18 protein-coding genes and 1 pseudogene are annotated in these 24,991 nt (G+C 67.1%); 11 read left to right on the top strand and 8 right to left on the bottom strand.

Annotated features, from left to right (window positions below; all coding sequences use genetic code 11):
• Positions 1-244 precede the first annotated feature (244 nt).
• Positions 245-724, top strand: a complete 480-nt coding sequence (locus P3X83_RS21860) for a cation:proton antiporter regulatory subunit (protein WP_277307019.1) — start codon at positions 245-247, stop codon at positions 722-724.
• A gap of 4 nt (positions 725-728) precedes the next feature.
• Positions 729-1,874, top strand: coding sequence for a cation:proton antiporter (locus P3X83_RS21855; protein ID WP_277307018.1), 1,146 nt, complete (start codon positions 729-731; stop codon positions 1,872-1,874).
• Between the two features lie 141 nt (positions 1,875-2,015).
• On the opposite strand, the gene P3X83_RS21850 is transcribed toward P3X83_RS21855, so the two are convergent.
• Both P3X83_RS21850 and P3X83_RS21845 read right to left on the bottom strand, forming a co-directional pair.
• Complete coding sequence (locus tag P3X83_RS21850) at positions 2,016-2,828, bottom strand: IS3 family transposase (protein ID WP_277307017.1); 813 nt, start codon at positions 2,826-2,828, stop codon at positions 2,016-2,018.
• Positions 2,798-3,073 (bottom strand): hypothetical protein, encoded by a 276-nt coding sequence (locus P3X83_RS21845; RefSeq protein ID WP_277307016.1) that lies wholly within the window; start codon positions 3,071-3,073, stop codon positions 2,798-2,800. Before P3X83_RS21845 ends, P3X83_RS21850 begins: the two co-directional genes overlap by 31 nt.
• Positions 3,074-3,457: 384 nt before the next feature.
• Here P3X83_RS21845 and P3X83_RS21840 point away from each other — a divergent pair, with 384 nt between their 5' ends.
• The 3 genes from P3X83_RS21840 (at position 3,458) to P3X83_RS21830 (ending at position 13,240) form a co-directional block, all read left to right on the top strand.
• The gene (locus P3X83_RS21840; RefSeq protein WP_277307015.1) at positions 3,458-4,438 is read left to right on the top strand and encodes a 50S ribosomal protein L11 methyltransferase; all 981 of its coding nucleotides are present in this window, start codon (positions 3,458-3,460) and stop codon (positions 4,436-4,438) included.
• Positions 4,439-4,500: 62 nt separating this feature from the next.
• Positions 4,501-11,601, top strand: coding sequence for a non-ribosomal peptide synthetase (locus P3X83_RS21835; protein ID WP_277307014.1), 7,101 nt, complete (start codon positions 4,501-4,503; stop codon positions 11,599-11,601).
• Positions 11,591-13,240 (top strand): MFS transporter, encoded by a 1,650-nt coding sequence (locus P3X83_RS21830; RefSeq protein WP_277307013.1) that lies wholly within the window; start codon positions 11,591-11,593, stop codon positions 13,238-13,240. Before P3X83_RS21835 ends, P3X83_RS21830 begins: the two co-directional genes overlap by 11 nt.
• A gap of 22 nt (positions 13,241-13,262) precedes the next feature.
• Here the strand turns inward: P3X83_RS21830 and P3X83_RS21825 are convergent, their stop codons facing one another.
• Positions 13,263-14,597 (bottom strand): helix-turn-helix domain-containing protein, encoded by a 1,335-nt coding sequence (locus P3X83_RS21825; protein WP_277307012.1) that lies wholly within the window; start codon positions 14,595-14,597, stop codon positions 13,263-13,265.
• Between the two features lie 127 nt (positions 14,598-14,724).
• On the opposite strand from P3X83_RS21825, the gene P3X83_RS21820 reads away from it, so the two are divergent.
• The 3 genes from P3X83_RS21820 (at position 14,725) to P3X83_RS21810 (ending at position 16,468) form a co-directional block, all read left to right on the top strand.
• A complete protein-coding gene (locus P3X83_RS21820) occupies positions 14,725-15,225 on the top strand; it encodes a hypothetical protein (protein ID WP_277307011.1) in 501 nt (166 codons plus the stop codon).
• 39 nt (positions 15,226-15,264) lie between these two features.
• Positions 15,265-15,393: a hypothetical protein gene (locus P3X83_RS21815; protein WP_277307010.1), complete on the top strand. Its 129-nt coding sequence runs from the start codon at positions 15,265-15,267 to the stop codon at positions 15,391-15,393.
• 601 nt (positions 15,394-15,994) lie between these two features.
• A complete protein-coding gene (locus P3X83_RS21810) occupies positions 15,995-16,468 on the top strand; it encodes a hypothetical protein (protein ID WP_277307009.1) in 474 nt (157 codons plus the stop codon).
• 659 nt (positions 16,469-17,127) lie between these two features.
• Here P3X83_RS21810 and P3X83_RS21805 read toward each other — a convergent pair.
• From P3X83_RS21805 to P3X83_RS21785, 5 genes and pseudogenes are all read right to left on the bottom strand, one after another.
• Positions 17,128-17,640 carry an N-acetyltransferase gene (locus P3X83_RS21805; RefSeq protein ID WP_277307021.1) on the bottom strand — a complete coding sequence of 171 codons (513 nt, stop codon included), beginning with the start codon at positions 17,638-17,640 and terminating at the stop codon, positions 17,128-17,130.
• Between the two features lie 309 nt (positions 17,641-17,949).
• Positions 17,950-18,357 (bottom strand): annotated as a pseudogene (locus tag P3X83_RS21800) (class I SAM-dependent methyltransferase); the annotation flags it as partial.
• A 59-nt stretch (positions 18,358-18,416) separates the two neighbouring features.
• The gene (locus tag P3X83_RS21795; protein WP_277307008.1) at positions 18,417-18,740 is read right to left on the bottom strand and encodes a hypothetical protein; all 324 of its coding nucleotides are present in this window, start codon (positions 18,738-18,740) and stop codon (positions 18,417-18,419) included.
• Positions 18,741-19,319: 579 nt separating this feature from the next.
• The gene (locus tag P3X83_RS21790; RefSeq protein WP_277307007.1) at positions 19,320-19,526 is read right to left on the bottom strand and encodes a DUF1918 domain-containing protein; all 207 of its coding nucleotides are present in this window, start codon (positions 19,524-19,526) and stop codon (positions 19,320-19,322) included.
• 361 nt (positions 19,527-19,887) lie between these two features.
• Positions 19,888-20,805 carry a GerMN domain-containing protein gene (locus P3X83_RS21785; RefSeq protein WP_277307006.1) on the bottom strand — a complete coding sequence of 306 codons (918 nt, stop codon included), beginning with the start codon at positions 20,803-20,805 and terminating at the stop codon, positions 19,888-19,890.
• A gap of 487 nt (positions 20,806-21,292) precedes the next feature.
• On the opposite strand from P3X83_RS21785, the gene P3X83_RS21780 reads away from it, so the two are divergent.
• From P3X83_RS21780 to hypF, 3 genes are all read left to right on the top strand, one after another.
• Positions 21,293-21,832 (top strand): hypothetical protein, encoded by a 540-nt coding sequence (locus P3X83_RS21780; protein WP_277307005.1) that lies wholly within the window; start codon positions 21,293-21,295, stop codon positions 21,830-21,832.
• A gap of 67 nt (positions 21,833-21,899) precedes the next feature.
• On the top strand, positions 21,900-22,421 hold the full coding sequence (locus P3X83_RS21775) for a flavodoxin domain-containing protein (protein ID WP_277307004.1): 522 nt from the start codon (positions 21,900-21,902) through the stop codon (positions 22,419-22,421).
• Positions 22,418-24,988 carry a carbamoyltransferase HypF gene (hypF, locus tag P3X83_RS21770; RefSeq protein ID WP_277307003.1) on the top strand — a complete coding sequence of 857 codons (2,571 nt, stop codon included), beginning with the start codon at positions 22,418-22,420 and terminating at the stop codon, positions 24,986-24,988. Before P3X83_RS21775 ends, hypF begins: the two co-directional genes overlap by 4 nt.
• Positions 24,989-24,991 lie beyond the last annotated feature (3 nt).

Below are 24,991 nucleotides of genomic sequence, written 5' to 3'. Positions count from 1 at the left end.
GCCTATCCAGGCCGGATCAGGTAAAGAGGTTCTTCATCACCCGGGAAGGATCTTTACACACTTGAGGTGACAAGCTCGCGCCGGCTGGCCGCAAACGGAGACGAAGGTCATGCTTGCGCCCGCTGTTGATCTTTCGCCGTACATGCGGCGGGTCCGGTCGGGCGCGGGTGTGCTCGTTCTCATGACACGGTTGCCGGACGATGTCGTTCCATGGAGAGTTCCCATCTGCCGGGATGATGGGCGCATGGATGTGAACGAGGTGCTGTTGCCGGGGGTCGGCCTGCGGTATGAGTTCACCACGCAGGCGGGAGAGCGGATCGGGGTGGTGGCGCGGCGTACGGGCGAGTTCGAGGTGGTCGGCTATCTCGCCGACGATCGGGACGAGGGCAGGCCGCTGTTCCGGCTGAATGAGGAGGAGGCCGAGGCGCTGGCCCAGATCCTGGGCGCGCCGCGGATCGCCGAACGCTTCGCCGACCTGACCCGGGAGGTTCCTGGGCTGAGTTCTGAGCCGGTGAAGGTGGCTCCGGGCTCGCCGTATGCGGATCGCCCGCTGGGGCACACGCGGGCGCGCACCCGTACCGGCGCCTCGGTGGTGGCGATCGTGCGCGGCGCCGACGTGGTCGCCTCCCCCGGTCCCGAGCAGGTGTTGCGTGACGCCGACGTGCTGGTGGTGGTGGGCACCCGGGAGGGCATCGACGGCGTCAGGCGGATCCTGCGGGGCTGAAAGCGTGCACGTCTCGGTCGCGTTGCTGCTGGAGCTGGGGCTCATCCTGGCCGTCCTCAGCGTCGTGGGGTCCCTGGCGCGGCGGGTGGCCCTGTCCCCGATCCCGCTCTACCTACTGGCTGGCCTGGCGCTCGGCGAGGGCGGCGTGCTGCCGATCCCGGCTGCCGGTCAGTTCGTGCAGATCGGGGCCTCCATCGGGATCGTGCTGCTGCTCCTGGCGCTGGGCCTGGAGTTCTCCCTTGCCGAGTTCACCGCGAGCATGCGTCATCATCTGCCATCGGCAGGTGTCGATCTGCTGGTCAACGCCGTTCCCGGCGCTGCGGCGGGCTGGCTGCTCGGCCTCGACGGCGTCGGCGTGCTGGCGCTGGCCGGTGTCACCTACATCTCCTCCTCGGGGATCATCGCCCGGCTGCTGAGCGACCTGCGGCGGCTGGGCAACCGGGAGACGCCGTCGGTGCTGTCGGTGCTGGTGCTGGAGGACTTCGCGATGGCGGCCTACCTGCCGGTGCTGGCCGTGCTGGCCTCCGGCGGCGCCTGGTGGCAGGCCATCGTGGGGGCGCTGGTCGCGGTCGGCGCGGTGCTGACCGCCTTCGCCGTCGCCGCCCGCTGGGGGCATCACCTGGGCCGGATCGTGGCGCACCCGGACAACGAGCAGCTCATGTTGCGCATGCTCGGGCTGACGATGATCGTGGCGGCGCTGGCCGAGTACGTCCACGCCTCGGCGGCGGTGGGCGCCTTCCTGGTCGGCCTCACTTTGACCGGCCAGACCGCCGATCGCGCGCGTGCGGTCATCGCGCCGCTGCGTGATCTGTTCGCCGCGGTCTTCTTCATCGCGATCGGCCTGTCGGTGGCTCCCGCCACACTGCTGCCGGTGTTGCCGGCCGCGCTGGCGCTGGCCACGGTGACCGCGCTGACCAAGATGTTCACCGGCCGATACGCGGCCTCGCGACGGGGTGGGCCGCCGCGGCCGGGCGCGGGCGGGCGCCGCGCTGATCGCCCGCGGAGAGTTCTCCATCGTCATCGTCGGCCTGGCCGGCGCGCAGCTTCCCGTCATGGCGCCACTGGTGACGGCCTACGTGTTCGCGCTAGCCATCGTCGGGCCGCTGATCGCACGCTTCACCGACGCCCGGCCCCGGATGCGACCTTTTGACCAGCCGCATGATGAAATGCCCCGTGTTTTCCGGACACCGAAGTAAATGAACTATATCATGCGGCGACTCGCCTGCAGAACCATTCCTCTAGAACTTCCAGCGGTGGCCGATATCCCAACATGGAACGCAGGCGCCGACGATTATATTTGATCACAGCAGGTACGTGCTTCCGTCACGCTCGTGAACCTACGATGATGAACTAACTCCGTCTTCAGCTTGCCGAAGAACGACTCCGCCATGGCGTTGTCGAAACATATCCCCGTTCGTCCGACCGACTGTCTCAAGCCATGCCGGTTCAGCGTGGCGGCGTAATCGTGAGACGTGTGTTGACCACCCCTGTCCGAGTGAAAAATCGCTCCAACGGGAATATCGACCCTCATCGCGGCCATGTCGAGGGCTGCGCACACCAAAGCGGCCGGGTATCGCACATCCAATGCCCACCCGATCAGCGCCTTCGAAAAGCAATCAATGACAGTGGCCAGATAGGGCGGCCCTGTTTCCGTCTTGATCTCGGTGATGTCGCCGACCAGCTTGGCCGCTGGCACCTCAGGGGTGAAGTCGCGGCCCACCAGGTCCGGGAGGGGACCGGCCGCCTGGTCCGCGACGGTCAGCCCACGTCGCCGCTTGACCTGCACCGGCGTCAGGCCCAGGTCCCGCATCAACGCCCGCACCGGCTCGTCATCGACCTCGATCCCCATCCGCCCCAGCGCCGCATGTACCCGCCGGTAACCGTACGTCCGCCCCGAGTCGGCGAACACTTCCTCGACCAACGGTTTGAGGTCCTCACGACGCCGCTTTCCGGCCGACATCGGCCGATCCCGCCATTCGTAATATCCCGATCTCGAAACCCCGAGAAGACGGCACATCATGGGCAGGCCGAAGTTGGCCTCCTCCGCGTGGATCAGCGAGAACTTCTCGCCCGCTACCGCTCCCTCGCAAAGAAGGCCGCGCATTTTTTCAGGAAGGCGTTCTCCTGCTCAAGTTCCGCGATCCGACGTTCCATCTCGCGTACCCTCGCACGCTCCGCGGCATCCCGGCCCGGCTCGGTGTTCCCCGACCGGCGGCGCTTCTCCTTGGTCACCCAGTTCCGCGCGGTCTCCCGCGACACGCCGAAATCCTTGGCCGCCTGCGACCGCTCGTCCAAGACGGCCTTGACGACCTCGTCCTCGAACTCCTCTGAAGAATTCTTTCCCGCCACGAACCCTTCCTTCCGAACCAGTCAGCACCCTACTTGGCACCGTGTCCGGAAGATCAGGGGCACCTCACACTCCCCACAGAGCAGGATGAAGAGGTTCAGTGCATCACCGATCTCGGACCAGGGCCGGCGTATGCGCGGAGCGCCTGGTCACGCGTGAGCGGTGGCCAGGACATCGCCTCTGACCAGGGAACTTGATGTTGAAAAGGTTCACTGTTAATGGCGATGTGTGATCACATTGCCGCTGCTGCCGGTGGTAGCGCAACTTGCCGGTGAGTTGCCGATGGATTTCCTGTAGGTCCCCTTCACTCCGTGCTTGAATGAAAGCCGCCTGAGATTCAGGACTGCATCGTTGAACCGTTTCTCTATTCATCGCCGGGGGCAATTATGGCTGGACTCGCCGACTTTTCCTTCACCACGGACCTGCACCTCCGACTCCTTCTCAGCCTCGATCGCGGGCACAATTTGCGCAGGGCCATCGAAAAGGCGGTAGGGCGGGGCGCTCACGTGCTGGACGCGGGTACCGGTAGCGGCGTGCTGTCCTTCCTGGCGCTCAACGCGGGTGCCGAGCAGGTCGTGGGGGTGGACCGCCAGCATCTCGACACGGCGCGCATACTGGCCAAGCACAATGGTATGGACGACCGGGTCAGGTTCATCGAGGCGGATCTCATGGAGCCTGAATTGCCGGAACTGACAGGAGGACGTCCCTTCGATGTCCTACTCGCCTTTATTTATACAAACCATCCACTCGAAGACGAGGCGCGTTCCCGGATGGTGTTCTCCTTGCGCGACCGGTTCTGCTTCGATAATAGCGTGATCGTTCCCGGATTCATCCGGTACAGTGTAACCGGTTGTGAGCGAACCGACTGGGACATGCAGACCGAATTCTCAGACCTTCGGCAGAGCGCCAAGCTGCTCAAGGAATGCTATGACCTGGACTTCCAGCCGTTGATCGACCGTACGATCCAGGAACTGGCCGTGAAGCGCAGCCGGCCGATCGACACGGCCTCACGCGACTGGCGGCCACCTACGCGCATGGGCTCCGTGCGCTTCCCGCGTAAGGACCTACGGCTGCTGACCGAGCCGACGCACTACACCGAGATCGACTACTCCGCGCCCGCGTTCGTCGGCTTCCCGGCCGAGACCACCTTGTCCATGACGGTTCCTGGCCGGCTCACGGGCGTGCTCTGGACCCAGGAACTGATCTTCGATGGCAAACCGCTCTGGACCACGGAGACGTACAGCCCTCTCAGAGAATCCCTTTCGGTTGCGGCCGACGACTCGGTCGTCATTCACACGGACGAGGCATGGCGGGCTTCCAACGTCCTGAGCGCCGGGCGGCTGCCGGCGGCGCCCAAGAGCCGATAACGGACGGGGCTTTGATGACTACCAGCCCTTCGTCGACGGATATCCACATTCCAGGGCCTGCGGTGGCCACCCTGAACGAGCTCAGCCGTCATACCGGCTGCCCTCCGGCATGTGCCTTGGGCGCCGCGCTCGCGGTCTTGTCATATCGGTTGACGGGGGCGGCCCAGGTCGAACTTCTGCTGGTCAACGAGGGAATCGAGCACAGACATGGCTACGACCTCGACCACAGGGTTTCCATGCGAGGACTGCTCGGCCAGCGTTCGCGGGGCGGCGACGCGCGGAGTGACAGCCCGATCAGATTCGAGACGGTCGACGAGGCGGATGGCGTCCGGCTGATCACTGACGCTGTTGATGGTCGCATGCTCGACGAGGTACTGCCGACGCTGGTTCACGATGCCCTACGGAGCCCTGACATCGGGATCGACCGGCTCTGTCTCCTCGCTGACGAGCAGCGCGCGAAGGTGCTTCACGACTGGAATCAGACCGCCCGGCCCTATCCCAGCCACCAACTGGTCTCCGACCTGGTGGCGGCACAAGCCGCGCGTACTCCGTATTCCGTGGCCGTTGTGGATCGGACCGAGGTGCTGTCCTACCTGGAACTCGATCAGCGTGCCAACCGGCTGGCCCGGTTTCTGCGGCGCTTGGAGATCGGCCCAGGTGACCTGGTCGGCCTGCACCTGGGACGGACGGCGGACCTGATCGTGTCGATGCTCGCGGTGCTCAAGGCGGGTGCGGCCTATGTTCCGCTGGACCCACGCTATCCCGAGGCCAGAATCGGCCAGATGCTCGATGACAGCCGGGCCGGTTTGGTGCTGTCCGACCAGACGGGCGCCGAGTCGGCGGCCTTCCAGGACCGTCGCGTCGTGGTCCTGGAGGCCGTCCGGCTCCTGGTGGAACGGGAGAAGGCGGACGAGGTCGTCACCGGCGCCAACGCCGACGACCTCGCTTATGTGATCTACACCTCCGGCTCCACCGGCCGGCCGAAAGGCGTGCAGATCGAGCACCGCAATCTCACCAACCTCTTGCTGGGCATGCGAGATCTACTGGAGTTGACCGCCGAGGACAGCGTGCTCGCGGTGACATCCGTCTCCTTCGACATCGCGATGCTGGAACTCCTGGGCCCGCTCGTTATCGGAGGCAAGGTCGCCATCGCCGATGTCGGCGAGACCAATGATGGTCACCGGCTGTTGGAGGCGCTGGAGCGGTCTGGCGCGACCGTGATGCAGGCCACGCCCGCCAGTTGGATCATGCTGCTCGACACCGGCCGCTGGTTACCGCCCATCACGGCGCTGTGCGGCGGCGAGGCAATGCCCCCCACGCTGGCTCGGCGCCTCGTCGGCCAGGTCCGGCAATTGTGGAATGTGTACGGTCCCACCGAGACGACCGTCTGGTCCACGGCCGCGCGGCTGACGGGAACCGACTGGCAGGCCCCCAGCGTGGGCAGGCCGATCGCCAATACTCGCGCCTACGTTCTGGACGACCGAATGGAGCCGGTTCCGGTGGGCTCCCCAGGAGAGTTGTGGCTCGGCGGCGCCGGAGTCGCGCGTGGATATCTGGGCCGCCTGGATCTCACCGACGAGCGCTTCCGTCTCGACCCATTCCAGGAGGGCGGGCGCGTCTACCGTACCGGGGACCTGGCCAGGTTCCGGGATGACGGCGCACTTGACATCCTCGGGCGGCGAGACCATCAAGTCAAGATCAACGGATACCGGGTGGAGCTTCACGAGGTCGAGAGGACACTGGCGGAGCATCCGGAGGTAAGCCGCGCCGTCGTGGCGACCCACGCGACCGACCACGGGCTGCACCGCCTGGTGGCCTACGTCGTAGGCGGCTCTCTCGGTGAGCTGCGCCGGTTCCTCGGTGAGCGACTGCCTCCCTATATGGTGCCGACGCAGTTCGTCTTTCTGGACGAACTGCCGCTTCTCCCCAACGGCAAGGTCGATCGGGCGGCCCTGGCCGCGGCGGAGCCCATGGCCCCCGGTGATGAGGCCGGCCAGACGGCTCTGGACCCGGACAAACCAACGGCACCCACCACGACCACGGAACAGACACCGCCCGGCCTGGAGAGGCTGTGGAGGGAGACGCTCGGTGTTGCTCACATCGGCGCAGACGACGATTTCTTCGCGCTCGGCGGCACGTCACTCCAAGCCGGCTCACTGATGAACGCGTTGGAGCGGTTGACCGGAGACATCGTCTACGTGGCAGCCATATTCGACCACCCGACCTTGTCGGGCTTCTCCTCTTACCTCACCGCCGAATATCCGCGACTGGCTGCTGCCCTCGCCCACGACGGCCCCGGCCGGCCGGTGACGACCCAGGAGAACCGCTCGGTTGACGTGTCCATGCTCCGGGCCTTTCGCCGACTCGTCACAGGTCGGCCGCCCGCCGCCCCACCGGACAAGCTGTCAAAGGCCGCCTTCGTCCTGTCCGCTCCGCGATCAGGCTCCACGCTGCTGCGGGTGATGTTGGCGGGCCATCCAGAGCTCTTCGTGCCACCGGAGCTGGAACTGCTCGGATTCGACACCATGCGAGCCCGCGACCTGGCGCTGAGCGGCAGGAACGGCTATGCGCGGGAGGGGCTGCTGCGGGCGCTGCGCCAGGTCTCCGCCGGTGGGCTCGACGAGGCCGAGACACTTGTGGAACGGCTCAGCCAGGAACATCTCGTCGCCGACACCTACCGAGTGCTGCAAGAGCAGATCGGTCCGCGTCTTCTGGTCGACAAGACCAGTACGTACGCCATGGACTACGCGGCTCTGACGCGCATGGAGGAGATGTTCGAAGCACCACGTTACGTCCATCTGATCCGCCATCCAGGCGCGATGGCGCTGTCGTATGTCGAGGCCAGGCTGGATCAGGTCTTCCGGCACGAACACTCGTACTCGGTCAGGGAACTGGCTGAGCTCATCTGGCTGGTCAGCAACCAGAACGTGCGGGAGTTTCTGCACGGCGTACCAGGCGACCGGCAGATGACCGTGCGTTTCGAGGACCTGCTAGAAGAGCCGGTGACGGTGCTGCGCGCAATCGCGGACTTCCTTGATGTGCCGTTCCACGAGGCGATGCTGGATCCGTACGCCGATGTGACCGCGCGTATGGCCGATGGCCTTCATCCGGAGTCCCGGATGGCGGGTGACTTCAAGTTCGCCCGCTTCGACAAGATGGAGCCGAGCACCGCGAACTCATGGCGCACCCATTTCGACACGGCGACACTCTCCCCGCTGACCACGGTGCTGGCACGCGATTACGGTTACGCCGACCTCCCCGCGATCCGGCAGTCGGTCCGCTCGGCGGAACTGGGCTCTCATCAGCGCAATGTCTATCTGCATCAACGGCTCGCCGGCTCCAGCCCGCTGTACAACATCTGCAAGGCGTGGCATCTGACCGGGGATGTGGACGAACTCGCGTTGCGCAGCGCGCTATGGCATCTGGTCGCAGGTCACGAAGCGTTGCGGACGACCTTCCACGAGGCCCATGGCGAGGTGCGCCAGATGGTCGGCGAGGTGGGTCACGCTCCCCTGGAGCGGATGACGCTTTCGCCGGACTCGAGCGAGGCCGAGATCCAGGCGGTGGTCGAGTCGTATGCGGCCGGCCCGCTGGATCTTGAGAACGGCCCGCTGTTCCGCATGCTGCTGGTCGATCTGGGCCCGGGGCGCCACGTGCTGGCGGTGCTGGCACACCACGCCGTCATCGACGGAGCTTCGCTCACCGTCATTCTGCGTGATCTATCTCAGTTGTACGGCGCCGCCCTTGAGGGGCGGGAAATGCCGCTCCCTAACGGCGTGCAGTACATCGACACCATCGACGAACATGTCCAGGTACGCGACGAGGAATACTGGCGCCGAACGCTCTCCGACGTGCCCGCCCTCCTCGCTCTGCCCAGTGACAAGAACCGGCCGTCGGTCAAGGGGCACCACGGCCGGCGCGTCCGCATGACCTTGCCCCCGCCGGTTCTGGCCCGAATCAAAGAAGTCGCCCAGAGCCAGGGATCCACGCTCTACATCACTCTGCTGGCGGCGTTCAAAGCCCTCCTCATGCGCTACACGGAGGCCGCGAAGGTGGACAAGCTCGTGGTGGGCACGGCCTTCGCCAACCGGCAGAATCCGGCGAACAAGGACGTGGTCGGCATGCTCACCGGGACATTGCCTCTGGTCACCGAAGTCCCGGCCGAACCCCTCACGTTCCGCCAGTTGACCGGCCGAGTTCGGGACACGTGCGTGGGAGCGTTCGAGCATCATGACGTGCCGTTCGAAGATCTGGTACGGATTTCCGGAGCCGGGCGCGACGCGAGTTACACACCGCTGGTGCAAATCATGTTCACCTTCGAGCCGCCCCTCGCAAGCGAGCTCGACCTGCGCGGTGTCCAGGCCTCGGGACTGCTGATCGATGGCGGCACCGCCAAGTTCGACCTGACCGTGACCTGCGTACCCGGCGAGAACGGCCTGGACGGTTGGTGGGAGTACGACACCCACCTGTTCGATGCCGAACAGGTGACGCGAATGGTTGGGCACTACACCAAGCTCCTCCACCAGATCGCCGACGATCCGGACGTGCCCATCGACCGCATCGAACTGCTCAGCACGACCGAGCACGACCAGGTGGTCAGGCAGTGGAACACTACGGACATCCATCGGATCGCGAGCGAGTCACCGATCACGGCGATCCGGAATCATGCGAAGCGGCAACCGGACGCTGTCGCCGTGGAAGGCGATAGAGCGGCCCTCACCTACGCCGAGCTGAACTCCGCCTCCGACAACGTGGCCGCCAGGCTGACGGCCGAAGGACTGCGTCGCGGCGAGATCGTGGCTGTCCTGTGCGGCCGGGAGCCTGCCTTCGTCGTGGCGGCGCTGGGAATCATGAAGGCCGGAGGAGCGTACCTGCCGATCGATCCTGAGACACCGCAGTCACGGATCGACTACATGCTGACGGACTCCGGTGCCCGCTGGGTGCTGACCACGGCGGATCTCCTGCTGCTGATCCCCGAGACTGTCACGCCGCTGGACATCGGTACACCATCTGAGGACAGTGAGCCCATTCGCCTGCGGGAGCCCACCGGCGACGAGCTTGCCTACGTCATCTACACCTCAGGGTCGACCGGCCACCCCAAGGGGGTGATGATCGAACATCACAGCCTGGAGAACTTCGTCGCTTGGTATGCCGAGGAATACAGGTTGACCGCTGCGGACCGCTGCGGCCATACGGCCAACGCCGCGTTCGACGTGTGCGTCATGGATGTCTGGCCCACTCTGGCCGTCGGCGCCACGCTGGTGATCGCCCCCGCAGGGGCGATCGTCGACCCCGCGAAGATGTGGCGGTGGCTCGCCACCAGCCGGGTCACGGTCAGTTTCGTGGTGACGCCTCTCTGGGAGGCGATGCTCGTCGAGCCCCGGCTCGACGATCTTGCACTACGCACGGTGGTCGTCGCCGGTGACCGGCTGCACCCATCGCCCCTTCGTCTGCCTTTTCAACTCGTCAACGGGTACGGACCGACCGAGAACACGGTCCTGTCCACGGTGGAGACGGTCCGCCCGTCCGGCGACGGGCTCCGTCCACCGGCGATCGGCCGCCCGATTGCCGGCACCACCGCGTACATCTTGGACGCGCACCGGCGACCCGCGCCGATCGGCGTCGAGGGCGAGCTCTACCTGGGGGGCCAGCAGGTCGCGCGTGGCTATCTCAACAGGCCGGAGCTGACTGCGGAGCGATTCGTCCCGGACCCCTTCGCCGGCACCACCACGGCCCGAATGTTCCGGACGGGAGACCGGGTACGGCACCGCGCCGACGGCGCGATCGAGTTCTTGGGGCGCAACGACCACCAAGTGAAGATCAGAGGATTCCGCATCGAGCTCGGCGAGATCGAGGCGGCGCTGCAACGGATCGATGAGGTCAATGACGCGGTGGTGCTCGCCCTCGGCGCCGAGCACGACCGGAGACTGCACGCGTTCTTCACCGGCGACTCCTCGCTCGGCCGGAAGGAACTACAGCGCGAACTGGCCCGTGACCTTCCTTCCTACATGCTGCCGGCCGGATTCACCCACCTGAAAGCGGTGCCGTACACGTCCAATGGCAAGGTGGACCGCCGTGCGCTGGAGACCTTGGCCGGCACGCTCCCATCCGTGGCGGCGGAGCCATTGGACGAACTGGAAGTGGCGCTGCTCGAACTTTGGCGCCGGATCCTCCAGACGGACGTGCCCGTAACCGGCTCGTTCTTCGAGTACGGGGGGCACTCGTTGAGCGCGATCCGGCTGGCCTCGCTGGTCCGCGAGAAGACGGGACATGTCATCGGGCTGCCGGCATTGTTCCGCGCTCCGAGCGTCCGGGAGATGGCGGCGCTCCTGCGAACCGACCGTCAGTCCGCGAACCTGGTCAGGATTCAGCCAGACGGCCATCTGCCTCCGCTGTTCTGTGTTCATCCCTCGGATGGCAGTGTGCTCGCCTACGCACCGCTTCGCGAGATCTGCGGGCCGGACCAGCCCGTGCTGGGTCTGCAAGGAGAGACAGGACCGCAGTCCGCGGACGCCTCCGTCGAGTCGACAGCGGAGAAGTACGTCGAACTCGTCCAGGCAGCGTGGCCTTCGGGTCCGGTCCAGCTGCTCGGCTGGTCGTTCGGCGGCCTCATCGCCTTCGAGATGGCGAGGCAGCTCGAGGCACGAGGACGGACGGTCATGCCACTCATCCTTCTGGACTCCGAGGTGCTGACCCGGCCGGAGGGGCCGGAGAACGAGGCAAGGGCACTGCGCGAATTCGCCTGGCAACTCAGGCGCGGATTCGAGCGGACGCCTGAGGTCGAGGCCGATTCGCCGGCCGCTCCTCATGAGTCCCGCTGGAGCGCCCTGATCGCGCACGCCGTCGACGCAGGCTGGATCGAAGGACGGCACGCGCACGAACTTCGCACCGCTTACGAGACCTTCAGAGACCACCTCGCGCTGGGTTGGCGCTACGTCCCCGAGCCGATCACCGCTGCGATCACGCTCTTCACCGTGTCCGAACGCGCCAACGACCGTCGCAAGGCACAGGAAAACGCCTGGCGGGGATTGACGACTGGGGATTTCGCGGTGGTCGAGATCACGGGAGATCACATGGACGTCGTGAGCAGGCCGGCGCTGCGGCAGGCGATCGCCACCCTGCCCGAACTCCCCACGACTCCAGGGATCGACAGTGGCTCGTAACGCCTCCGCCGACGTAGCCGGAGCAACTGATTCCGAGGAACGGCCAGGCAAGCCGCAGTGGCTCGGGTTCGTCGCGCTGCTACTCGGCATGTTCATCGTTCAAGTGGACTTCTTCATCGTGAACGTGGCGTTGCCGCACATCCAGCGCGACCTCTCGGCGACGCTGTCCGAGATCCAGCTCGTGGCGATCAGCTATGGCGGCGCGGTCGGCCTCACGGTCATCACCGGGGGCCGGTTGGGCGATAGTTTCGGCCGCCGACGACTGTTCCTCATCGGGATCGTCGGCATCTCGGTGGCGTCGCTGCTGTGCGGTCTGGCGTGGTCGGCCCAGGTGCTTGTGGCCGCACGCGTTCTCCAAGGCCTGGCCGCCGGGCTCATCATGCCCCAGGGCATCGGCTCCCTGCACGCGATGTTCACCGGTCCCGGTCGCGAACGTGCATTCTCGGTCTTCGGCGTGGTGATGGGCCTGTCATGGGGCAGCGGCATGGTCTTCGGCGGCCTGCTGCTCGCGGCCGACGTCGCGGGTATGGGATGGCGATCCATCTTTCTCATCAGCATCCCCCTCGCGGCCGCCGCCTTCCTGCTGGGTCGCCGCTGGCTGGTCGAATCGCATGCCCCTTCCGGTCGGCGGCTGGACATCGCCGGCGTCTTCACGCTGGCGATGCTCGTGGCGACAGTGTTGTTCCCGCTCACGTACGGAAGGCAGCTCAACTGGCCTCCCTGGGTGCTCGCGATGCTCGGGCTCGCTGCCCTCCTCGGAATCCTTCTGGTCAAGGTCGAACGCCAGGCCACCAGAAGAGGCCATGCCCCAGTGCTTCCTCCCGAACTGTTCCGGGACCGCAACTTCGTCACCGGTGTCATCGTCATCATGGTCTTCTTCCTCGGACCGCCCGGCTACTTTCTTCTCATCACGCTCTATCTGCAATCGGTGTGCGGTTTCTCGCCATTTGAATCCGGCCTTTCCCTGTTGCCGTTCAGCTCGCTGTTCCTGATCACTTCCTACTTCGTCAAGCCCCTCAAAGAGCGCATGGGGGAATGGGTGATCGTCTTGGGGGCGGCGATCATGATCGTGGGCATCATTGGCGTGGCTTTGACGATCGCCGCCACCGGCCAGGACGTCACGGTGCTCGCTCTGGTTCCGGCAACCGCGCTGCTCGGAATCGGGCAGGCACTGGTCACCACGCCGCTCTATGAAATGTTGCTGCGTAATGTCCGCAATGACATTTCCGCGACCGCCTCCGGCGTTTTCACTACGCTTCAGCTGATCGCCCAGCAGGTGGGCGTGGCAATAGCGATCATCATATTCACGGGGATCGTGCACCAACAGATTGAGGCAACGCACAGGAGCGACGTCGCCGACCTCAGGCAAAGACTCGTCGTCAGCGGTATTCCGGCGTCCGAGATCCAGGAACTGACCGCCGATCTCGAATCATGCGTCCGCAAGAACCAGGACGCCCTGATGAATGGTACGCATGTGGACTGTGCGGGCGGGGCGGAGGTGGAAAAAGTGGTACGACGCACCATTGCGGGAGCCGCTCGGCAGAGCTTCTCACTCACGCTGCTCTTCAACCTCGCGATGTCGGTGCTGACCGGATCGATCATGGCTGGTTATGCCATTGCGAGGCGGAGACGCAATTAGAATCGCAGGCGATGCCGCTACCCTAAAGAAAGGGGGTCTCGGCGAGTTCGCGTGCGTACACCCCCAGGAGATTCGGAAATTCGTAGACGATCTCCCCTCTGTGCGAGGGGGGTGCCGCGACCAGCAGCCGTTCCTCGACCAGGCATTCCAGGAGCTCCATCGTCTCGTCCAAGGTCATGCCGAGTATGGCTGCGGCACGCCCGGCGGTCCATCGTGATTCTCGCGAACGGCCGAGCCGCCGGAGAATCCGCTGAGCGATCGGATCCACTCTTCGGATCGCACCGGCCAGCAGGCGACGGAGCTCCCTGTTCTTATAGCTGATCTCATCGAGCACCCTGGCCTCATCCGACAGACGCGCGACCATATCGGCGAGTTTCCAGTGCGGCCGGGAGGCCAGTTTGGTGCCGACGAGCCGCAGCGCCAACGGCAGCCCATGACACAACGTGGTGAGCTCGTAGGCCGGAACGGGCTCGGCGCCGACCCGATCGGCGCCGAGGATGCGCCGCAGGAGCTCGAGCGACTCCTCACCGCTGAACGGCTCCAACTCCAGGCGCTTCGAACCGGCCAACCCTGCCAATCTCCGGCGACCGGTGACAATCACCGTGCAGCTGCGCAGGTCCGGCAGCAGCGGAAGTATTTGGTTCTCATCCTGGGCGTCATCAAAGATGATCATCATCCGCCGGTTGACCGTCGTGCTCCGGTACCAGTCCAACTGCGCCTCGAATCTGTCGGGGAGACGTGGGCCGCCAAGCAGCAGAACAAGGCGTGCGAGCGCTTCGGTGGAGTCCAGCGGCCCCTCGCCCGGCCCTCGGAGTGGGAGAAGGACGGAGCCATCGGGGTGATCGGAACGCATTCGATGCGCTACATGGGTGGCGAATGAGGTCTTGCCCGAGCCGGCCGCCCCGGTGACCACGAGAGGCGATGCATCGCCCCTGTTCGCAGAGGCACGATCTCGATAGATCGATCGGACATCGGCGATGGCCGCCTGGCGGCCGGTGAAATCGAGGGCGTCGTAAGGTATGTGAAACGGCGGCGTCACTCTCCATGGATCGGGAATAGGTGGCGATGCGGTGCGCGTCACGACGGCGCCGCCCTGGATCAGTCGCCCCGAGGAGAGACCGAGTGCTTCGGCGAGTGCCCTTATCGACGTTGTCCGGGGCTGGGCGATGCGGTCACACTCGATGTTGCCGATGGTCCGCACGCTTACACCAGATCGTTCCGACAATTCCTCCTGTGTCAAACCGGCGTGCAGTCGAAGCCTCCGCAGATATTGGCCCAGCTCCGAAGATATGCGAGGCCCACCAGCATGAAGCAATGACTCCCCCTGTCTCCTTTTTGAATAGGAATCAACCCGCATGAATCTGAACGCGAAAGGATGCAACGATTAGGCAGGTCCTCGCGATTCGCTCTTGAATCCGTACACCTCAACCGGCAAAATGCGCGCCCCTATGGCGGCGGTACGCATACAGCTTTCAAGGATGCCAGTGCGTCGCACCTGCATTCACCTCTTTTTCGGCCATTTTTCGACGTTTTACAGTCATGGTGGCCATCGGTCGCTCGACGGTAACTCGTCGCAAGCCACGGCCGGCCTGATCCGGCGCATGATCGCCAGAGGGGTGAACAGCCCGTTCGCCTCCAGCGCGGGACGGCTGTTCGACGCCGCCGCCGCGCTGCTCGGCCTGTGCGGCGAGAACACCTTCGAGGGTGAGGCCGCGATGCTGCTGGAGGCGAACGCCGCCGGTGTTCAGCATCCGGCAGATGTCCTTGACCCGCAGCCCATCCGGCGCTTGCTCCACGATCGCCAGGAGCCGCTGGTAGACGGGCGAGAGCGTGGGCGCGGCAGAGGTGGTCTCGCCCGGCTCGCCGGTCATCTCCAAGATCGTCTCGCGGGTGACGCGCAGCCGGGACGGCATCTGCTCGGCGGCGCTCAGCCGCCGTGCCGGCTCGGCGATCTGGGCGTGCAGATCGTCGGCTTCGATCCGTAGGGCCGCGCGGTGGCGGCGGTGGTGCCGCTGATGTTGTCGATGCCCGGGACGCGGAAGTCGGTGCCGGTGGCGCGACATTGGATCGCCCAGGTCTTGGAGGCGTTCGGGGGCTCGGGTGCCAGCGTGGATGACGTGCTGCCGGTGGCCAGTGAGCTGGTGGGCTGGTGAAACAGATGTCGCCGGCCTGGGATGCCGAACTGCTGCCGGGTGGTCGGCGGGTGGTGTGGGCCGATGTAGCGATGTCCTTCGGTGAGGTGAGCAGGCGATGACGGTCGGGCGTGCTCAGGCAACGAGGTCGATCACCTCAGGAGATGAATGGTCCCGCGTCCATGTGATCGAGGGGAGCGGGGCCGGCGGAGCTGCCGGAGGCACCCAAAGGGCGCTCTGCCGTCCCCCTCGGCGCGTGCGGGAGGGCCTTGACTTGGTGGGCGCGCGGGGCTGGTTGGTGCTTGAGCTGGGCGTCGGGCCTGGCTCGGGAATCGAGTAGATGGGAGAGTTCATGGCCGATTACGGGAAGTGTCCTGAGTGTGGGTTACGGGTGACGGGTGCGCCGGGGACGCCTGCGCCGCCGCATCAGCCGCCGGGGTCTCGTGCGCGCTGTGCGGGGTCGGGTCGGCCGATCGAGGAGGACACGCCGGGCTGGTAGAAAGCGGCTGAGCCCCCGGCGGTTGCTGGGGGCTTTTTGCCTTGGCGAAGCGGGGGCGGTGTGCGGGGGTGGACAGTAGGGTGTTCGGGCCGGTCATCGGGCGAGGTGGAGAGGGGTCACGCGGTGCGGATCGCACGGTTTCGGGGATTGCTGATGGAGTGGCTGAGCAACACGGGTGGCGAGGCCGTCAAAGACGTATCGGTCTTCGGTGTGCCTTCGCTCCCGGAGGCGGGTGTGCGCCTCGATCTGGTGACGGGTGGCAGCGTGTTGTTGCGCACCATCGGTGGTGCTCCCCGGGGCGGGAACAAGGACAGTGAGGCGGCTGAGGTTCAGCGGGGGGCTCTTCTGGAGCCGGTTCCGCTGGCCGGGGTGCCGGTGGGCGGTGGCGGCGTGCGCGTCGCTGATGTGCTGGCGCATGTGGGTGCGGTGATCGTGAATGCCGGGTCAGATGAGGTTGAGCGGGTTGAGGTGAAGGAACGCAGCGTGATCGTGACCTTCTACAACGGGGCTCAGGCGTATGTGAAGGTGTTCAAGACGGTTCCGGCTGGGCGCGATGTGGCCTCGGCGACGGAGTGGCAGGTTCTTGAGGCGGTCTAGGCGGTCTAGGCGGTCTAGGCGGGAGTACGGGCTGGTGAGGGTTTCGGTGGCGACGGCGTCGCGGCCGGTGCCGATGGCGGTGATGAGCGCTTCGGGCCGGCTGGTGTAGCGCCATGCCTGGTCGGCCCATTCGGGGATGAGGCCGGCGTTGATGTAGGAGTTGACCTTGATCGCCAGACCGGCGCTGGTGTGTGCCCACAGGCTGTGTCGGCGCAGGACGCGGTGTCCGGAGCGAATGCCGAGCAGCGTCGCGGTCTCGCGGTCGGCGGCGGTGCAGAACACGCGGTGGCTCGGGTCCGGGCCGATGGGGGCTTCGTTGAGCTGGGGGACGCAGGCCAAGCCCCATCGTTCCATGACCAGGGCGGCGATGGCCTCACGGTCGCCCGCGTACTACCGGCTGCACCTTGACGGTGATCAGACGGCGGCAGATCGCGCGCTGTTCTCCCAGGGTGAGATCGTCCCACGCGGCGCGAGCTTGGGACCTGGCTCAAGTCCCTGTCCGACGCCACCCGGATCCTGATCGTGTCGCTGCTCGCCAGAAGTAGGCCGGTCACACGTCTCGCACCACGGATGCTCGGCCGCAAGACCGCCAACCTTCGTGACGGTCGAACGGCCCCCAGCCACGCTGAGAGCCGTTCGCCACATTCAAAAGCGGGAGATCAGACGCCGAACGCCGCCGGGTAGCGGATGACGCCACTCGGGACGGGCCGCTCAGGGTTGAAGGCAAGCGCCATCATGTACTTGTCCTCGACGTCGAAGGGCGGGCGGATGCCGTACCCGGAGGCCGGGGTGAAGCCGAATCGCGGGTAGTACTCGGCGTGGCCGAGCACGAGCACCAGGTTCTCGCCCTGCTCGCGGGCGGCTTGCAGAGCGGCGCGGATGGCGGCGGAACCGGAGCCCTGCCGCTGATGTTCGGGCTTGACGGCGCACGGACCCAAGGTGAGGGCGGGTGAGTCGCCGACGTGGCAGCGGGTGATCAGCGCGTATCCGGCGAGCTCGCCGCCGGGGGCCTCGGCCAGCCAGGACAGGCCGGGCAGCCATGCCTGCGGGTCGGCCCGTAGCGCCTCGATGAGGTCGGCCTCGTGCGGGGTGGGGAAGGCGGCGAGGTTGATGTCGCGGATGATGGCGACGTCGTCGGCGCTCTCGGGACGGGTGGTGAGGGCAGAGGTCATGATCGGGTTCGTCTCCTTGTCCTTCTGCGGATGCAGGACATAGCCGGTGTACTGGTAGTCCGCGCCGTGCTCGCGGCGCATGGTGATCTCTTGCAGAGTGGCCGCGACCGCCTCGCGCATCCCGGGTAAGGCCAGGTCGGCCGCGTGGGCGCGCTGCGACAGCGGCGTGTAGTACTCCTCGAACCAGTCGCGGTCGGGGAGTGTGTGCAGCGCGGCGACGGCGTACCCTACGGCGTGCGCCGTGGCGATGTTGTGCTCTCGTGTGCGCAGCGGATACGTCTGATCCCAGAACGCGCGGGCTTCGGCGGATGGGGAGCCGGTGCTCCATTCGCATTCGGTGACGACCAGCCGGCCGCCTGGGGCGAGCAGGCGCCGCCAGGAGCGCAGCGCGGTGTCGAAGCCGATGAAGTACGCGGATCCTTCGGCCCAGATCAGGTCGAAGCTCTCGTCCGGGAAGGGCAGATCCGCCATCGACGCTCGTATGGTGTGGACGGCGAGGCCGCGGTCGGCGGCGGTTCGTGCCAGTTCGTCGAGGTACGGCTGATGCAGGTCGACCGCGGTGACCTCGGCGCCGGCCTGGGCCAGCACCAGCGAGGAGCGGCCCGGGCCGCAGCCGATGTCCAGCACGCGCGGGCCTTGACGTGCCAGGTCGTCGTGCCGCGTGAAGAGCGCCGCCAGTGTGGGGTCGCTGATCGGGTCGTGCGGGCTTTCGGGCATGGTGGTGCGGGCTTGTGGAGGACGATGAGCGGTCGGGGAGGTCGGTGGGACGCGGCCGGTCATGGCTGCCGGTCCCGGAACCTGTAGGTGGCGCGCAGGTGACTGGTGATGGCCTTCTTCTGGTTGTCGCGCTCTTCGCGCAGCCACGATCCCGCCGCCGTCCACACCGTGGCCAGGGACAGGGCGATGACGACCGTGTCGAGGTTGGCGGCGAGCACCTGTCCGCGGGAGGACCTGGACGCCGACGAGCGCACGATCGCGCTGTGCCGCGGCAGCAGCGCCACCAGGTGAGGCTCGGCGCCCGGCCGCAGCGCGCCCCAGTCGCCGGTGCAGGGCGTCAGGAGCGGGTCGGGCGCATGCGGCGCGGCGAACGTGGCCCGCATCGGGCCCGACGTGGTGATCGCCGTGCACAGGCCGCGATCGACCCGGGAGATCCGGGCCGGTACTAGGCCCGCTTCGTAATGTTCAGTGAAGGTTTGGTCGAGTGCGCCGGTCCACCCATACCGGGACAGGCCGGATGGATCGGTGTACGTGTGTGGCAACGTGAGAGACCCTTGCGGAGAAGGGGCCCCGACGAGACGTGGGCATCACCCCCACCTGGCGAGCCCGATGGCTCAAGGCTGGGGGCGGAAGTTGGTCAGACCGGGACCCGGGACGTGAGGTTGGTCCGGGCGCTGCGCATGGCAGCGGTCTTCACCGCGGTCATCAAACCTCACCTCCCTCTCACATCAATCCAACACCGAACGAACAGCAGCTTAGCACCCCGACCAGAGCTGCCGGAACGGTCGGCGCAGGGTCCAGCACAAGGGATCGTCACGGCCGGTGGGCACCAGGCCGTGGAGCTGAGCCTGATGGAGCCTCAGCCACACGAACGCATCGGGGGACGCCGGCAGCTGCTGGATCGCCCGGGCGCCCTTCCTTACCCACGGTGATCAGCTGCTGACCTGGCGCAGCGGATCCTGTCAACCGTGGGTTGCTGTCTGCTCGGCGTGTTCGACGTGGGCGTCCGGGCCGGGGAAGACCAAGGTCGTGTGTTCCTGGTCCAGCCAATGGACGGTGTACGGCGGTGAACCGTCGTCGTTCCGCACCTCGGTGATCACGCCGACTCTGCGCGAGCCGCCCAGCGTGGGGTGCTCGACGATCAGCCGGTCTCCGACCGCTGCTTTCATGGTTACCCTCCTGCGACGGTCAGCACGGCACGCGCTCGCCCGGACTCGCGGGACGTCCATGCTCAGTCGTGCATTCAGTGTCCTTCGCCACGACCGGCGGGAGTAGATGCGTAGGTCCTGTCAGTTCTGGTCCTGAGACCACCCCTGAGGGGACCTTAGTCCCGCCATGCCTGTGCCACGGCCTTGGCCTGCGCTGGTCTATTTTCGCCGAGCGGACCGCCTGATGCGGCAGTCGTTGCAGCCTCCGGCGGGAGGGCGTTGTCACCGGGCCGTTAGGACCGAAGACCCGTCGGGCCGGAGGCTGTGACGGTCGTCATCGACTCTCATGGCAGCCTGTCAGGCTGCCGTGGTGGTGAGTTCCTCATGGCTCCAGGCTCGGCGGGATGGAGTCGGTTCGGCCGGTGGGACGTTCGGTGCGTCCGTCGGCATCGTAGATCTTCACCCAGCGGATGGAGCGGAACTGCTTGAGCGTGGGGAAGATCTGGTCGGCGACGGTGTAAGTGGACCCGCGGCTGTCGCAGTCACCGGTGAGGTAGACCCGTGCCACGCCGTGGCGCACGGTCAGCTTGCTGAAACCGGTGGCCTGTGAGGTGACCAGCCGTAGGCCGGCGGTGCGTTCGGCCTTGGTGGGGCCCGCGAACAGTCGCTGCAGTGCTCCGTAGGCTGTGGCGGGCGGGATGGCGGGCCGCTGAACGGCCGTGGTGTAAGGCCGTTGCCCCATCCGGTAGCGGGGCATGTTGAGGAAGTAGTCGCGGACGTTCACAGTCCGATACTGCGTGCCGATGTCGATCACCACCCGGTTGGGATGAGTGAGCGTGTACATCCGGTACGGCGTCCGCCGGGCCAGCCCGACGCCGTAGGTGACGACGCCTTCGAAGTCGCCGATCCTGGCGAGCTGGATGACACCGGGAAGGGCGTAGGTCTGCTTGGCGTCCTGGTGGGTGCGGATGCCCTGGGCGGGCGAGAGGCGGACCTGAAGGAATGCGTTGCCGACCAGCGAAACCGGCCGCCCCGAGCCGTCGGCGATCAGTTTCCCGACGTAGCGGGCGCTGAGCTCGGTCGGCAGGGGGCCGCGGAATTCGAAGACGATCCGGTCGAGTCCGGGCCGGTGCGCGGCGCGGACGTCGACCAGGCGCGTCGGCCGCCAGGGGTGGGTCTGCTGCGAAACGGCTGTCGGCGGGGTGGGCGGCGTCTGCTTGGCCAGCGCCGCGGTAGGTACGACCTGCAGTGCGGTCACGCCGACCACCGCCAGGGCGAGGAGGGAACGGGGTGCGGACACCATGATCATCCCTTTCCGCTACTGAGCGGGACCGTGGGATTCACCGTGCCGTCCAGCGGGCCGGGGACTGATGATCACCGCCTCTCGGTGAGCCCCTGGACGCTCTCCGACCATCAGTCTCGGCCGGGACGGCCCCGCGAGGCAGTGCGAAACGTCATCAACCGGCGTGCCCTAGGCACCTTTCTGTACGGGACCTTCGGACGCGTGCGGTGGGACCTTCGTACGCACCGGCCGGGCAGCGCACGCCATTCCACCTGCGGATGTAGGAAGCAGAGGGATGCGTCCCGTGGTGACCGTCGGTAGACCGATCTCGTCGGCCGCTTCGCGTCAAATGCCAAAGGTCCCGGGCAGTGGGGGACTTCGGAGCCCGCACGGCAAGCCGTACGCCTCTGCCCGTCTTTTCCGGAAGCGACGACATTGGGATGCGAGAAGCAAGCGAAATAGCCACTGCGACGACAGGGTCGCGTCACGCGGAAAGGGGCCCGTCATGGCCACCACCCACCCCCCCAAGCAGCCGGTCAATGACGTCGCCCCCGCCGCTTCCCACGCGGTGGACTACATCTGGGCCATCACCCGTATCGGCCTCGGCTGGATCTTCCTCTGGGCGTTCGTGGACAAGCTCTTCGGCTTCGGCTTCGCCACCCCCGCCGCCAAGGCATGGATCAACGGCGGTAGCCCCACCACCGGCTTCCTGAAGGGCACCGGTGAGAACGCGCTCGGCGGGTTCTTCTCCAGCCTGGCCGGCCAGGCGTGGGTCGACTGGATCTTCATGCTCGGCCTGCTCGGCATCGGCGCGGCGCTCACCCTCGGCGCGGGTATCCGGATCGCCGCGGTGGCGGGCGGGCTCATGCTGGTCCTGATGTGGGCCGCGGAACTCCCGCTGGCCAACAACCCCGTCATCGACGATCACATCATCTACACCGTCGTCCTGGCCGGGCTCGCGCTGGCCAACGCCGGCGACACTCTCGGCCTCGGCAAGTGGTGGGGACAGACCGCACTGGTCAAGGCCAACACCTACCTCAAGTAGCAGACCGGCCACGGCGACGCCCATCCCGGCCGGGATGGGCGTCGTCCCGCATGATGGGAGAGCGACCATGTACGCACTGGTCGTCTACGAATCGATGTTCGGCAACACCCAGCGGATCGCCCGCGCCGTCGCCCAAGGGCTGGCGACGGCGGGACAGGTGGAGATCGTGGAGGTCGGCTCAGCGCCCGCCGTGGTCGACGAGGCGGTCGATCTGCTGGTGGTCGGTGGCCCCACCCACGCCTTCGGCCTCACCCGGGCCTCCACCCGCAGATCGGCCGCTGAACAGGCGGCCAAGGAGCGGTTACCGCTGGTGTCTCATGGCATCGGGCTGCGCGAATGGCTCGCCGCCGTTCATGTGCCCGCCGGTACGCCCGCAGCGGCGTTCGACACCCGGGTACACGTGCCCGGCCTGCCCGGCTCGGCCGCCAACGGCGCCCACCGGCGTCTTCGCAAGCTCGGCCTCATGACCACCACGCCATCGGTGAGCTTCTACGTGACCGGGACCGCCGGGCCGCTCGCCGAGGGGGAGCCGGAGCGGGCGCGCCGCTGGGGTGCGGAGATCGCGGCCCGCGTCGCAGCGGCGAAGTGACGGAGCAAGGCGCCGCCCTGGTGCTGAACACCGGCTCCTCCTCCACCAAGTACGCACTGATCAACGCCTCCACCCGCGAGCGCCGGGCGCGGGCGGTGCTTCTTGACCACGATCAGGAACAGGTCGATTTGATCGTGTCGTACCTGGGCAACGGCGCGAGCGCCGCCGCCGTACGCGCTGACCGCAGCGTGCAGACCCTCGATGGGCCTGACAAGGACCTTGGTCCTCGCGCACGCAGACCTCCGGCACTGACCCCGTGGGGGGCGCGGCGGAAAGGTGGAGTCATGACGGAGATCCTCACGGCGAACGCCGAGACCTGGCGGATCGAGGTACGAGGAGTCGTGCAGGGCGTCGGTTTCCGGCCCTTCGTCCACCGGCTGGCGACGGGGCTGGGCATGCGCGGCGAGGTCCGCAACGCCGGCGGGCACGTGCTGATCACCGCATGTGGCGCGGCCGATGTGTTGTCCCGTTTCGTGGACGCGCTCGGCACCCGTGTCCCGGAACCCGCCGCCGTGGAGGCGGTGGAGGTGACCTCTCGTCGCCCGGGGGCCGATTTCGAGGACTTCGTGGTCAATGCCAGCGTGCCGTCCGCCACCGGTTCCCGCGAGATCCCGCCCGACCTGGCCACCTGTGATGATTGTCTGGGCGAGCTGTTCGACGCGACGAACCGCCGCTATCGGTACGCCTTCACCAACTGCTCCGCGTGCGGGCCGCGCGCGACCATCGTGCGTGCCCTGCCCTATGACCGGATCCGCACCACCATGCGCCGGTTCGCGATGTGCGACGCGTGCGCCGCGGAGTACGCCGACCCGGCTGACCGGCGGTTCCACGCCGAACCGATCGCGTGCCCGGACTGCGGCCCCCGGCTGCGTCTCGAGGAGAGCGAGGGGGACATCGCCCTGCGCGCCGCCGCTGCGATCATCGCCGGTGGTGGCGTGATCGCCGTCAAGGGGATCGGCGGCTACCAGCTCGTCTGCGACGCCGCCGACGAGATGGCCGTACGGCGAGTCCGCCGGATGAAGGGCAGGTACGGCAAGCCGCTCGCGATCATGGTGCCGCAGCTCACGGCCGCTCGCGCGCTCGCCGAGCTGAGCCCCGCCGACGAGGACGTGCTCACCTCGCGTGCGGCCCCGATCCTGCTGGCGCCCCGCCGCGACCACACGCTGCCCGGAGTCTGCGACGGCATGGCCGACATCGGCCTCTTCCTGCCGTACACGCCGTTGCACCACCTGCTGCTGGAGACGCTCGATCGTCCCTTGGTGGTGACCAGCGCGAACCTGGCCGGCGAGCCGATGATCATAGATGACGAGACGGCGAAGCGGCTGCTCGCCGCCGATGGCGTCCTGAGCCACGACCGGCCCATCCTGAACCGCTACGACGACTCGGTCGTGCGCTCCCTGGGCTCACGGGCCGTCGTCGTCCGCCGGGCGCGCGGGTACGCTCCCACCGCACTGCGCCTGCCGGTACCCGCTCCCGTCCCCGTGCTCGCGATGGGGGCGCAGCTCAAGCACACCTTCGCGCTCGGCGTCGGCGACCGGGCCGTGATCGGCCCGCACACCGGCGACCTGGAGGACGCCGCGACCATGGAGTCCTTCGAGACGGCCCGCACTCGGCTGAGCGATGTTCACGGCATCCGGCCCGCCCATGTGATCTGTGATCTCCACCCCGGGTACCTGTCCAGCGCGTACGCGCGACGGTGGCCGGCCGAACGCCGCCTCGCGGTCCAGCACCACCACGCGCACGTCGCCGCCGTGGCCGCCGAGCACGGTCTCACCGAACCCTTCCTCGGCGTCGCCTACGACGGTCTGGGGCTCGGGGACGACGGCACCTTCTGGGGCGGCGAACTGCTGCTGGCGACCTACACCGGCTACCGGCGGCTCGCGCGTTTCTCCCATGCTCCGATGCCCGGTGGGGCGGCGGCCGTACGGCGGCCCGCTCGCATGGCGCTCGGGTACCTCTACGGCGGAGAGGGATCGAACTCATCTACGCCTGGCCCCCTCGCCGCCGGACTCCTCCCCGACGCGGAGGCCGGTCTGATCCGGCGCATGATCGCCAGAGGGGTGAACAGCCCGTTCGCCTCCAGCGCGGGACGGCTGTTCGACGCCGCCGCCGCGCTGCTCGGCCTGTGCGGCGAGAACACCTTCGAGGGTGAGGCCGCGATGCTGCTGGAGGCGAACGCCGCCGCGCACATCGGCACCGCCCCGCTGGCCTGGCGCATCGATCAGCGTGACGGCCTGTGGGTCTACGACGGCATGGCGACCTTGCGGGACCTGCTGGCCGCCCGCGCCGACGGAGAACCGCCCGGCCGGATCGCCGCCGCGTTCCACGCGACGATAGTCGCCGTCACCGTGCTGCTGTGCGAGCGCGCCGCCACAGAGACCGGGGTGAGCACCGTGTGCCTGTCCGGAGGGGTGTTCCAGAACCGGTTGCTGGCCACCGGTGCTCTCGCGCGGCTCGAAGCCGCCGGTTTCGACGCCCGTATCGGTGAACGCGTGCCGGTGAACGACGGCGGCATCAGTTACGGGCAGGCGGCGATCGGCGCGGCGCTGTTGACGGCGAGAGGGTGATCG

This window comes from Spongiactinospora sp. TRM90649, from assembly GCF_029382225.1.
GTDB lineage: Bacteria > Actinomycetota > Actinomycetes > Streptosporangiales > Streptosporangiaceae > Spongiactinospora.
The sequence above is the reverse complement of the archived record's forward strand: the minus strand, read 5'-3'. Positions and strand labels throughout refer to the sequence as shown.

Coding starts and splice junctions, on each gene's coding strand:
- P3X83_RS21840 (WP_277307015.1), top strand. CDS start 3,458: ATGGCTGGACTCGCCGACTTTTCCTTCACCACGGACCTGCACCTCCGA.
- P3X83_RS21825 (WP_277307012.1), bottom strand. CDS start 14,597: ATGCGGGTTGATTCCTATTCAAAAAGGAGACAGGGGGAGTCATTGCTT.
- P3X83_RS21815 (WP_277307010.1), top strand. CDS start 15,265: ATGCCCGGGACGCGGAAGTCGGTGCCGGTGGCGCGACATTGGATCGCC.
- P3X83_RS21775 (WP_277307004.1), top strand. CDS start 21,900: ATGTACGCACTGGTCGTCTACGAATCGATGTTCGGCAACACCCAGCGG.
- P3X83_RS21860 (WP_277307019.1), top strand. CDS start 245: ATGGATGTGAACGAGGTGCTGTTGCCGGGGGTCGGCCTGCGGTATGAG.
- P3X83_RS21850 (WP_277307017.1), bottom strand. CDS start 2,828: ATGCGCGGCCTTCTTTGCGAGGGAGCGGTAGCGGGCGAGAAGTTCTCG.
- P3X83_RS21780 (WP_277307005.1), top strand. CDS start 21,293: ATGGCCACCACCCACCCCCCCAAGCAGCCGGTCAATGACGTCGCCCCC.
- P3X83_RS21795 (WP_277307008.1), bottom strand. CDS start 18,740: ATGCGGGCCACGTTCGCCGCGCCGCATGCGCCCGACCCGCTCCTGACG.
- P3X83_RS21805 (WP_277307021.1), bottom strand. CDS start 17,640: ATGACCTCTGCCCTCACCACCCGTCCCGAGAGCGCCGACGACGTCGCC.
- P3X83_RS21790 (WP_277307007.1), bottom strand. CDS start 19,526: ATGAAAGCAGCGGTCGGAGACCGGCTGATCGTCGAGCACCCCACGCTG.